The sequence below is a fragment of the Stenotrophomonas sp. 05L414_2 genome (genome assembly GCF_056397905.1).
Window position 1 is genome coordinate 1 of the sequence record NZ_JBFTOJ010000153.1, and the last position, 10,346, is coordinate 10,346.

Genomic DNA, 10,346 nt, shown 5'->3' on the forward strand with positions numbered 1-10,346 from the left:
GGTGGAGCTGGACTATGATGCGCGCAACGGCAGGCTGTTGAAGACGGAGCTGGACGACTGATGCGCATCCTGTTGGCCGAAGACGATGCCGCATTGGCCGAGCGCCTGCAGCCGCTGCTGGAGCAGGCCGGTTACGTGGTCGAGGTGGTGGCCGATGGTCGCCAGGCCGAGGAGATCGGCCAGGTGGAAGACCTGCAGGCCGCCATCGTCGATCTGGGCCTGCCCGGGCTGGACGGCCTGAGCGTGATCGAACGCTGGCGCGGCAACGGCCGCGACTTTCCCGTGCTGGTGCTGACCGCACGCGGGCGCTGGCACGACAAGCTGGCCGGCTTCGACGCCGGCGCCGACGACTACCTGACCAAACCTTTCCAGGCCGACGAACTGGTGCTGCGCCTGCGCGCGCTGATCCGCCGCAGCCACGGCCATGCCAGTCCACGGTTGCAGTGCGGTCCACTGCAGCTGGACGTCAATGCCGGGCGCTTCGACCTGGATGGCCAGGCGTTGGCGCTGAGCCCRCAGGAATTCCGCCTGCTGAGCTACTTCATTCACCACAGCGGCCAGGTGATCGGCCGCGACCGCCTGGGCGAACATGTGTTCGATGGCGGTCATGACCCCGATTCGAATGCGCTGGACGTACTGCTGGGGCGGGTGCGCCGCAAGCTCGGCACCGACCTGATCCAGACCGTACGCGGCCAGGGCTGGCGGTTGGCCGCGCCGTGAGCCGGCAGCCGTCATTGCGACGCCGGCTGCTGTTGGCCGGTGGCATCGGCCTGCTGCTGGTCTCGGCACTGGCCAGTGCGCTGCTGGGCGAACTGTTCAAGCGCAGCGCGCGCGACCGCCTGGACAACGAACTGCAGCAGGACATGCTGACCCTGCTGGCGCAGGCCGAGATCGATGCCGATGGCCAGCTGCAGCTGCGCCAGGAACCCAACGATGCGCGCTTCCAGCGCGTGTTCTCCGGCGCGTACTGGCAGATCGCCGATGGCAGCGGCAAGGTGCTGCTGCAGTCACGTTCGTTGTGGGACGAAACGCTGCCAGTGGCCGCCACTGGCACGGCCGAACGCAATCTGCCGGGCCCGCTGCAGCAATCGCTGCGCGCGCGCGTGCAGCCGGTGCGCCTGCCCCGCGCCAACCAACCCTATGTCGCCGTGGTCGCCACCGACCGCAGTGCCTTGGATGCGGACGTCGCCGCGTTCCGCCAACGCAGCGCAATGGCGTTGGCCGTGCTGGTAGCGGCGTGGCTGGCGGTACTGGCCAGCCAGGTGCRTTTCGGCCTGCGGCCCCTGCAGCGTCTCGGTGCGCAGCTGGAACGCGTGCGCCGCGGCGATGCAGAGCGCATCGATACGGCCGGATTGGGCGCTGAAATCGCACCGCTCGGCGAAGAGCTCAATACCCTGCTCGACCACCAGCAACGGATGGTGGGCCGCGCCCGCACCAGCGCACAGGATCTGGCGCATGCGCTGAAAACACCGCTGAGCGTGCTCGCCGCTGAAGCCGATGGCGAGGGCCGCGCGTGGCGCGCGACGCTGCGCGAACAGGGCGCACGCATGCAGGCCAGCGTCGATCGCTATCTTGCCGCCGGGCTGACCGCCGACCATCGCGAACGCACGCCGGTGGCCACGGTGGCACAGGCGCTGTGCGGGTTGATGGCGCGCGTGCATGGGGACCGTGCGCTGCAGTTCCAGGCCGAAGGCATTGCCGACGACCTGCAGTTCGCCGGTGCCAGCGCCGACCTGGAAGAGATGCTCGGCAACCTGCTCGACAACGCCGGCAAGTGGGCACAGCGGGAGGTGACGGTCACTGCGCGCGTGGACGATGAACAGTTGCGCATTGATGTGCGCGACGACGGTCCGGGGCTGGCAGCCGAGGCGCTGGCGCAGGTGACCCAGCGTGGCGTACGGCTGGATGAGCGCGAAAACAGCAGTGGCCTGGGCCTGGCCATCGTGGGTGATATCGCCGCCAGTTATGGTGGACGGCTGGCGCTGGAGAATGCACAACCGGGATTGCGCGCCACGTTGTGGTTGCCGATGGGGTAACGCGCCGCTGCGCTCGCCGGGCATGGCCCGGCGCTACCGGATCATGCGCCACCCGGCAGGTGTCGACCGTGGTCGACGCGCATCAAGAGCGCCGACCAAGGTCGGCATCTACCAAGCCTCAACGGTGATGCATCCACCAGCAGTCGATGGCATCGAGCACGATGTGGATCATCAAACCGATGCCTACCAGCCGCGTTTTCTTCGGCACGCATAGCCCGGCATACACGGCAATCGCCGGTGCGGTATGCAGCGGGTGGAAGCCGATGCTGCAGCGGTTCGGGGCGTAGATCGGATCGGCCAGCAGGTGGTCCAGATCGATGATCCAGCCCAGCAGCAGCAACAGCCACGCCGAGGCGAAGCGCTTGCGCCAGAACAGCCATGCCAGCAGGGCTGGCACGGCGGCATGCAGGAACAGATGGAAGATCGCGCGGGCGCTCATCAGCACCGGTAGCGCCGGGCCATGCCCGGCGTTCCCGTCACCCTCAGATCAACGGTTCATCGGACAGGTAGGTGTAACCGGTCAGGCCCGCTTCCAGCGCTTCGGACAGCTCCTGCGCGCGTTCCGGCGACAGGTCCGCCGATGCCACGCGCTCGGCGTAAGCCGCACGCAGGTCATCCAGCTTGTAGCCCACGTAGTCCAGCATCACGTCGGTGGTATCGCCGCGGCGCTGCTGGGTGATGGCATAGCCATCGGCATCGGCCAGCACTTCCACCGCGTCGGTATCGCCGAACAGGTTGTGGATGTCGCCGAGGATTTCCTGGTAGGCACCGACCATGAAGAAACCGATGCGGTAGCTCTCGCCGTGCTTGATCGCGTGCAGCGGCAGCGAGCTGTCCAGGCTTTCGTTCTCGACGTAGGTCTTGACCATGCCATCGGAATCGCAGGTCATGTCGGCGATGATCCCGCGGCGATCCGGCATCTCGTTCAAGCGCTCGATCGGCACGATCGGGAACACCTGGTCGATCGCCCACGCATCGGGAATCGATTCGAACACGCTGAAGTTGACGAAGTACTTGTCGACCAGGCGCTCGTTCAGTTCATCCAGCGCCGGGCGATGGCTCTTCTCGTCGTAGCTCAGGCGCGCACGCACGCCATGGGCGATGGCATAGAACAGATCGTCGATGCGCGCACGCTGCGGCAGGTCGATCTGGCCCAGCGCATAGCTGGACAGGCCTTCGGCGTGGAAGTGCTGTGCTTCCTGGAACAGCTCCACCGCCGGACGCACGTCCAGTTCTTCGTGGATCTCGCGCAGGTGGCGGATCGAGGCCGGCTCGTCGTCGTGCTGGTCCGGCACGCGGCCTTCCTGCGCCTGTTCCACTTCAGACACGTTGGCGATCAGCACCGCGTGGTGCGCGGTCATCGCGCGGCCGCACTCGGTGACGATGCGCGGCGGGGTCAGGCCATGTTCTTCGCAGGCATTGGCCAGCGGCTGAACGATGTTGCTGGCGTACGAATTGAGGCCGTAGTTGATCGAGCAGAAGCTGCGCGAACGGGTGCCTTCGTAGTCCACGCCCAGGCCACCGCCCACGTCGACGTGGGTGATCTTCGCACCCAGCTGTGACAGCTCGACGAAGTAACGGGTGGCTTCGCGCATGCCGTTGGCGATGTCGCGCACGTTGGAGATCTGCGAGCCCATGTGGAAGTGCAGCAGGCTCAGGCAGTCGGCGTATTCGGTATCGCGCAGCGACTTCCACAGGTCCAGCAGCTGGCGCGGCGACAGCCCGAACTTGGCCTTGTCGCCACCGCTGTTCTGCCACTTGCCGGCGCCCAGCGAGGCCAGGCGCATGCGCACGCCCAGGCCCGGCTTCACGTCCAGCGCCTTGGACTCTTCCAGCACCAGCTTCAGCTCGGACGGCTTCTCGATGACGATGAAGGTCTGCAGGCCCAGCTTGCGGCCGATCAGGGCCAGGCGGATGTACTCGCGGTCCTTGTAGCCGTTGCAGACGATCAGGCCACCCGGGCGCGACAGCGCCAGCACGGCCATCAGTTCCGGCTTGCTGCCCGCTTCCAGGCCGAAGCCTTCACCGTGGTGGCTGGCCAGAGTGCCGGCCACGCCGCGGTGCTGGTTCACCTTGATCGGGTACACGGCGGTGTAGCCGCCCGGGTAGTCCCAATCCTGCTGGGCCTGGGCGAACGCCGCCTGCAGCTTGCCCAGGCGCTGGCCGAGGATGTCCGGGAAGCGCACCAGCAGCGGCAGCTTGGCACCGGCCGCGCGCGCGGCATCGACCACCTTGGGCAGCGACACCACCGGGCCATCCGCCCCGGTCGGTCTCACCACCATGTGCCCGGCCTGATCCACGTCGAAATAGCCATCCGCCCAGTGCGGGATCGAGTAGGTCTTGCGGGCTTGGTCGAGGGACCAATCGGTCATTGCAGTCGGCCTTGTGGCAAATAAAAGGGGGGGCATGATAACGCCTATATGCCCACAGGTTCGTTATCATGCGCGCCCGCGCCCGTGGCAGGTCTGAACCTGAACGGGCCGATCCGTCCGGATGCGTGGCACCCCGCCTTCAGCCCGGCTCCATCCCCTCCGAACAGGAATGCTTTCCCATGACTGACAACAGCAACTGGTACATCGAACACTTCGAGCGCACCGGCTCGGCCATCGGCTACCGCATCACCGGCAAGCTGGACGAAGTGCAGTCGCCGTTCCAGAAGATCGAGATCTTCCAGACCACCGACTGGGGCAACCTGATGACCATCGATGGGGCCATCATGCTGACCAGCAAGGACAACTTCTTCTACCACGAGATGATCAGCCACCCGGTGCTGTTCACCCACGCCGCGCCCAAGCGCGTGGTGATCATCGGCGGCGGCGACTGCGGCACCCTGCGCGAAGTGCTCAAGCACAAGGGCGTGGAGAGCGTGACCCAGTGCGACATCGACGAGCAGGTGACCGTGATGGCGCGCAAGCACTTCCCGGAACTGTGCGATTCCAACGACGACCCGCGCGCCGAGCTGATGTTCGACGACGGCGTGGCCTACATGGCCAACTGCCCGGCCGGCAGCGTGGACGTGGTGATTGTCGATTCGACCGATCCGGTCGGCCCGGGCGAAGGCCTGTTCAACAAGGCGTTCTACGAGAGCTGCTTCAAGGCCCTGAAGGACGACGGCATCCTGGTGCAGCAGTCCGAGTCGCCGCTGATGCAGCTGGAGCTGATCAACGAAATGCGCACCGAGATGGGCAAGGCCGGCTTCGGCTCGTTCAAGACCCTGCCGTTCCCGCAGCCGTGCTACCCCACCGGCTGGTGGAGCGTGACCCTGGCGCGCAAGGGCGACAGCAGCTTCGACTTCCGCCAGGCCGATTCGGCCGCCAAGACCTTCGACACCCTGTACTACACCGCCGCGCTGCACACCGGCGTGCTGGTGACCCCGCCGTTCGTGAAGGCGGCGCTGAAGGGTTGATCGGAAAGCGTGCCAACCAAGGTTGGCACCTACCAAAGCAAAAACCCGCGCTGGCGACAGCGCGGGTTTTTTCGTTTTCCGGTAGCGCCGGGCCATGCCCGGCGGCGGTCCGCTTACAGCGCCCAGATACCGGCGATCACCGCCACCACCAGGCCCCACTTGATYACCTGATAGGCCACCACGCTGCGCTCGCGCAGSGCCTTGGCCTTCAGCCGCACCTTGTATACGCTGCCGAAGGCCTTGTTGACGCCACCGGTCGGGTCGCCCGGCAGGTTCGGCGAGGCGCCACCGGCCAGCAGCGTGGACGCCACCAGGCGGTTGAACAGGCCCGGCAGGCCGAAGCGCAGCGGGCGGGCGATATCGCAGAACAGGATCACCCGGTCATCGGGCGTCTCGTTGTGCGCATGGTGGATGTAGGTTTCGTCGAACATCATCCACTCACCGTCGCGCCAGCTCTTCTTGATGCCGTCCACTTCGATGTAGCAGGCATCGTTGTTGGGCGTGGCCAGGCCCAGGTGCAGGCGCAGCGAACCGGCGAACGGGTCGCGGTGCGGGCGCAGCTCGCTGCCCGACGGCAGCTGCGCGAACATCGCCGCGCGCACGTCCGGCAGCGATTCCAGCAGCGCGGTGGTCCTGGGGCACATCGCCTTGGCCGACGGGTGCGAGGGGCCGTACCACTTCAGGTAGAAGCGCTTCCAGCCGCGGCGGAAGAATGAATTGAAGCCGGCATCATTGAACGTGCTGGAGGCAGCGATCGCCTGCGCATCGCGCAGCGCCAGTGCCTCGTCGCGGATCATCTGCCAGTTCTGCCGCAGCGGCTCCAGCTGCGGGAATTCCTTGCCCGGGTCCAGGAACGGCGTGGTCGGCACCTTGGAGAACATGTACATGACCACGTTGATCGGGGCCATGAAGCTGGAGTGGTCCAGCAGCTGGCGCGACCAGCGCGCACGGACCTTGCCACRGAAGTGGATGTACAGCACGCAGGACACGAACAGCGCCGCAAGTACGATTTTGATGATCAAAGCACTTTCCTCCAGCACACGCCGGACAGGGAAACAGGGCGATGCGGCCGCAGGGCCGGCATCAGTGGGGGAACGCGGCAGGAGACGGGGACGTGCCGGGTGGGTGCGGCCGTCGATGTCGCGTGTAACAGCTTATGGTCGGCAGGCCGTGCGCCGGGGTCAAGCCAAGCGTGCGTGGGCCGCATCGCTGCGCCGCGAGCGCCGCCGGCCGCATTTGCAAGCTATTGAAATCAAATTGCTTTTCGAAAAGTGAGACAGAATTGTCCGAGAAAGCGCGACGAACTGTTCCAGCCACGACGCCGACATTTCTCCGACAAATCGTGGAATAGCGAACTTGCCGGTACTAAAATTGACTTAACGAAAGTTTAGCCAGTTCCCCCCGTCGTACCGGTTCGCTTGACGCTTCAGCGCCGCCCACCGGGTCGCCCGAGACCCCACATGATCCCTTCCATCACTCCCTCCCCGTCCTGCGGCGATGATGCCGTGGCGCCGCTGCTGCTCAAGCGCGGCGAGCGCTTCCTCGCCCCCGATGTCTACCGTACCTGCCTGGACGGCCGTCCGGCGGTGGTGAAGGACTACTCCCGCTACCGTGGCACCCCGGTGTCGCCGATCGCCCGGCTGATGGTGCGCCGCGAGGCGCGCATGCTGGAGCGGCTGGGCGGCTGGAAGCACGCCCCGGCCCTGCTCGGCACCCTCGGTGGCCTGGCGCTGGGCATGGAATTCATCCCCGGCCAGACGTTGAGCACCGCGCAGGCCGTGGGCAATGAAGTATTCGAGCAGCTGCAGCACGCGCTGAGCCGCCTGCATGCCGCCGGCATCACCCACAACGACCTGCATGGCACCAACGTGGTGGTCAGCGCCGGCGTACCGGTGCTGCTTGATTTCACCTCGGCCTGGCGCGTACCGCGCTGGCTGCGCCGCAACCCGCTGAGCCGGCAGCTGAGCCGCAGCGACATGAAGAACCTGCTGAAGATGCGCCAGCGCGTGACCGGGCAGGCGCCGAGCCCTGCGCAGGCGGCGCTGGTGGCCGACCCCGGTTGGGTGGCGGCCGTGCGCCAAGGCTGGAAGCGGTTCTACAAGTGGGCCAAGCGCCGGTAGCCACCGCCCCGCTTCACCGGTAGGGGTCGAGCTTGCTCGACCGCTTCACCCGCTTCACCGGTAGAGGTCGAGCTTGCTCGACCGCTCTTCGTTCCGGCGACGCAAAACCCCGCCGGTCACATCCCTTCAGCGGCTTACAACGCGTCCGCGTCCAGCTCACCGGTACGAATACGCACCACGCTGCCCAGGTCGTACACGAACACCTTGCCGTCGCCGATCTTGCCGGTGCCCGCCGCTTTCACGATGGCTTCCACCACCACCTCCACCTGATCGTCGGTCACCGCCACTTCCAGCTTCACCTTCGGCAGGAAGTCGACCACGTACTCGGCGCCGCGGTACAGCTCGGTATGGCCCTTCTGGCGACCGAAGCCCTTCACTTCCGTCACCGTGATCCCGGTAACCCCGCGCTCGGCCAGCGCTTCGCGCACGTCGTCGAGCTTGAACGGCTTGATCACCGCCATGACCATCTTCATCGTCTATCTCCTGTATTCCGGCGTGGAGGATAGCGCCTGAACGCGGCCGGTGCGAAACCCGCAGCGCCTGTCCGGCGGGCCGGGGCCAGCAGTATCCTTAGCGCCGAACCGCCGTGGCCGCGCCGGATGCGCAGGCCCACTACCCCACGGAGCACCCCATGATCGACCTGAACCAAATCGATGACCTGGCCCGTCGCCTCAGCGACCTGGTGCCGCCGGGCCTGCGCGAATCGCGCGAGGAACTGCAGGCCACCTTCAAGAGCGCGCTGCAGGCAGGGCTGGCCAAGCTGGACCTGGTGACCCGCGAAGAGTTTGAAGTGCAGCGCGCGGTGCTGCTGAAGACCCGCGAGAAGCTGGATGCTCTGGAAACGGCGGTGCGCGAGCTGGAAGGCCGCGGCAAGGCAGAATAAAAAAAAGGAGGCGCACCGCGCCTCCCACTTACAGATTATTTCCCTGATGGGGCCTTGCCGCAAGGCCCGCCCGGCATCCTAGACTCGCCGGCCTGTCGATCCGGCAGGACAGTCAGGGGCAGTGCCGATGGCACAGGACACCGAATGGACACCCGTTTCGCATGACAACTGCGACCAGGTTGCCGGGCCGTTCTATCACGGCACCCGCGCTGACCTCGCGGTGGGCGAACTGCTGAGCGCGGGCTTCCGCTCCAACTATCGCGACAGTGTGGTGATGAACCACATCTACTTCACCACGATTGCCAAGGGCGCCGGTTTGGCTGCGGAGATGGCCCGGGGTGAGGGGCGGCCGCGTGTGTATGTGGTGGAGCCGACCGGGCCGTTCGAGGACGATCCTAATGTGACCAACAAGAAGTTTCCCGGGAATCCGACGCGGTCGTATCGGAGTGCGGAGCCATTGCGGGTTGTTGGAAAGATTACGGAGTGGGAGACCTACGATGCGGAGTTCGTTCGGCAGTTGAAGGAGTTTGTCGCGTCGGGGAGTGGGGAGATCATCAACTGATGAATAGAAGTGTCCGTGCTTTGGCCGGCGGACGATCAACGCGGCAAGCTTTCGAACGATGTCCGCTTTCGGCCAGAAGCGGACGTTGGCCCGCTAACTGCCGGACCGCGGCTTAGCCGCCCCATCAGGCTCCCGAAGCCCGGCTCGGATTTCCTTCGCGACCCGCTTGGCCGATTCTGGCCAACCAAGCTCCATCGCTCCCACGCAGCCCCAGCAGTCTCCGCCGCAGTCGGCAGAGAGCAGATCGGCAGCGACGCCAAGCTTTCGACCGCAGATGTTGCACCGGGTGCTGACCATCGACACGTTCCTCATCATTAAAGCGCGCTGCCAGGGAGGCTCACATCCGCTTCCGGCCAGGAGCGGACATCAATCGCGAGAGCAAGAGCCCTCCATATCGCGGAACACCGACGCGAGACTATGAGCTCCGTCAGGCCCTGCTGGATACGCGATGCGCGATTCACAAGCTCAAGCCTCACCTCGCTCCTGCAAGATGATTGCCGGCTGGCGATCTCGGTCTCTGGAGCTGCTCCATGCTGGAACTCGGTATCTGCTCCAGCGATGAGTCATTCCTGCCTTTCCGCCTGAATATGGATGGACGAAACACCGGAAACCGAGGAGTGACTGGACCAAGCGTCCAGCTCCTCTGCAATTGAGCCGCTCAAGAGCCATCCGCGGCCGATGGACTGAGCCGAAGTCAGGGCAAGAACCACAAATTCAGGCCACGATTGAGCGGCATGACTCGAGCAGGTACTCACCATGAAGCCGCCCTTGTGATATGGCTCTGCGTGGAGATTGCCGACTGCAAGACCAGCTTGCTGAAAGATCCGCGCCGCGACCTTGAGAGCCGCCTGCTGCGATGTGCAATTGGTGAACAAGCGCCAGTACAAATCCATGAGTCCACAATCTAATTGAAGGCCCTCTGGCCACGGTTGCGTCACTTATAGCAGAAGGGACCCGCGGCCATCCCCCACTCTCGCTACCCGAGGCGCCAGCATCGAAGAACAGCTTGGGAGCGCTGCAACCTCGATAGACGAGGGATCGCGTGACTCAGTGGCAGAGACGACCTGATCAAAACCCAGCTCGTGCTTCCAGCAGCGCCAAAGATCCTTGCGCCATCCTCGTCGAGATCTTGAGTCGAGATCTTGAATCGCCCACCCTGTCCTATTCAGTGTTGGCTCGCGTGGAACGGAACATCTCCGCAACTTCGCTGGCATAAGCAATGGCACCCGGAACCCGGGTCTTTTTCAAGTAGCTCTTCATTCCAGCCACCCTCCGTCCGCCTCCGAATAGACGGCCAATTTCTGCGCTATGTAGCTGAAGGCCTGAACTCGCTCGGCAC

11 protein-coding genes are annotated in these 10,346 nt (G+C 65.2%); 6 read left to right on the top strand and 5 right to left on the bottom strand.

Annotated features, from left to right (window positions below):
- Nucleotides 1-60: 60 nt before the first annotated feature.
- Together AC1DJN_RS17555 and AC1DJN_RS17560 are read left to right on the top strand one after the other, a co-directional pair.
- Nucleotides 61-720, top strand: coding sequence for a response regulator transcription factor (locus tag AC1DJN_RS17555; protein ID WP_025874566.1), 660 nt, complete (start codon nt 61-63; stop codon nt 718-720).
- Nucleotides 717-2,036 (top strand): ATP-binding protein, encoded by a 1,320-nt coding sequence (locus tag AC1DJN_RS17560; protein WP_478039612.1) that lies wholly within the window; start codon nt 717-719, stop codon nt 2,034-2,036. The genes AC1DJN_RS17555 and AC1DJN_RS17560 overlap by 4 nt, the downstream gene beginning before the upstream one ends.
- 118 nt (nt 2,037-2,154) lie before the next feature.
- On the opposite strand, the gene AC1DJN_RS17565 is transcribed toward AC1DJN_RS17560, so the two are convergent.
- Both AC1DJN_RS17565 and speA read right to left on the bottom strand, forming a co-directional pair.
- A complete protein-coding gene (locus AC1DJN_RS17565; protein WP_033832425.1) occupies nt 2,155-2,475 on the bottom strand; it encodes a DUF6122 family protein in 321 nt (106 codons plus the stop codon).
- Nucleotides 2,476-2,518: 43 nt separating this feature from the next.
- Nucleotides 2,519-4,408 (bottom strand): arginine decarboxylase, encoded by a 1,890-nt coding sequence (speA, locus tag AC1DJN_RS17570; RefSeq protein ID WP_080149658.1) that lies wholly within the window; start codon nt 4,406-4,408, stop codon nt 2,519-2,521.
- 179 nt (nt 4,409-4,587) lie between these two features.
- Here speA and speE point away from each other — a divergent pair, with 179 nt between their 5' ends.
- Nucleotides 4,588-5,442 (top strand): polyamine aminopropyltransferase, encoded by an 855-nt coding sequence (gene speE / locus AC1DJN_RS17575; protein ID WP_032977218.1) that lies wholly within the window; start codon nt 4,588-4,590, stop codon nt 5,440-5,442.
- Nucleotides 5,443-5,555: 113 nt separating this feature from the next.
- Here speE and AC1DJN_RS17580 read toward each other — a convergent pair whose 3' ends face one another.
- Nucleotides 5,556-6,461, bottom strand: coding sequence for an aspartyl/asparaginyl beta-hydroxylase domain-containing protein (locus tag AC1DJN_RS17580; RefSeq protein WP_478039614.1), 906 nt, complete (start codon nt 6,459-6,461; stop codon nt 5,556-5,558).
- 441 nt (nt 6,462-6,902) lie between these two features.
- On the opposite strand from AC1DJN_RS17580, the gene AC1DJN_RS17585 reads away from it, so the two are divergent.
- On the top strand, nt 6,903-7,562 hold the full coding sequence (locus AC1DJN_RS17585; RefSeq protein ID WP_051585083.1) for an RIO1 family regulatory kinase/ATPase domain-containing protein: 660 nt from the start codon (nt 6,903-6,905) through the stop codon (nt 7,560-7,562).
- A gap of 134 nt (nt 7,563-7,696) precedes the next feature.
- Here AC1DJN_RS17585 and AC1DJN_RS17590 read toward each other — a convergent pair whose 3' ends face one another.
- Nucleotides 7,697-8,035 carry a P-II family nitrogen regulator gene (locus tag AC1DJN_RS17590; protein ID WP_032977217.1) on the bottom strand — a complete coding sequence of 113 codons (339 nt, stop codon included), beginning with the start codon at nt 8,033-8,035 and terminating at the stop codon, nt 7,697-7,699.
- Nucleotides 8,036-8,193: 158 nt separating this feature from the next.
- On the opposite strand from AC1DJN_RS17590, the gene ubiK reads away from it, so the two are divergent.
- Together ubiK and arr are read left to right on the top strand one after the other, a co-directional pair.
- Nucleotides 8,194-8,445 carry a ubiquinone biosynthesis accessory factor UbiK gene (gene ubiK, locus AC1DJN_RS17595; RefSeq protein WP_025874558.1) on the top strand — a complete coding sequence of 84 codons (252 nt, stop codon included), beginning with the start codon at nt 8,194-8,196 and terminating at the stop codon, nt 8,443-8,445.
- Nucleotides 8,446-8,572: 127 nt separating this feature from the next.
- A complete protein-coding gene (gene arr / locus AC1DJN_RS17600) occupies nt 8,573-9,007 on the top strand; it encodes an NAD(+)--rifampin ADP-ribosyltransferase (RefSeq protein ID WP_282279487.1) in 435 nt (144 codons plus the stop codon).
- Nucleotides 9,008-9,570: 563 nt separating this feature from the next.
- Here the strand turns inward: arr and AC1DJN_RS17605 are convergent.
- On the bottom strand, nt 9,571-9,900 hold the full coding sequence (locus tag AC1DJN_RS17605; protein ID WP_127564128.1) for a hypothetical protein: 330 nt from the start codon (nt 9,898-9,900) through the stop codon (nt 9,571-9,573).
- Between the last annotated feature and the right edge of the window lie 446 nt (nt 9,901-10,346).

What these genes read in the sequence shown, in the direction of transcription:
- arr (WP_282279487.1), top strand. Translation starts at nt 8,573, where the DNA reads ATGGCACAGGACACCGAATGGACACCCGTTTCGCATGACAACTGCGAC.
- AC1DJN_RS17590 (WP_032977217.1), bottom strand. Translation starts at nt 8,035, where the DNA reads ATGAAGATGGTCATGGCGGTGATCAAGCCGTTCAAGCTCGACGACGTG.
- AC1DJN_RS17585 (WP_051585083.1), top strand. Translation starts at nt 6,903, where the DNA reads ATGATCCCTTCCATCACTCCCTCCCCGTCCTGCGGCGATGATGCCGTG.
- AC1DJN_RS17605 (WP_127564128.1), bottom strand. Translation starts at nt 9,900, where the DNA reads ATGGATTTGTACTGGCGCTTGTTCACCAATTGCACATCGCAGCAGGCG.
- ubiK (WP_025874558.1), top strand. Translation starts at nt 8,194, where the DNA reads ATGATCGACCTGAACCAAATCGATGACCTGGCCCGTCGCCTCAGCGAC.
- speE (WP_032977218.1), top strand. Translation starts at nt 4,588, where the DNA reads ATGACTGACAACAGCAACTGGTACATCGAACACTTCGAGCGCACCGGC.
- AC1DJN_RS17565 (WP_033832425.1), bottom strand. Translation starts at nt 2,475, where the DNA reads ATGAGCGCCCGCGCGATCTTCCATCTGTTCCTGCATGCCGCCGTGCCA.
- speA (WP_080149658.1), bottom strand. Translation starts at nt 4,408, where the DNA reads ATGACCGATTGGTCCCTCGACCAAGCCCGCAAGACCTACTCGATCCCG.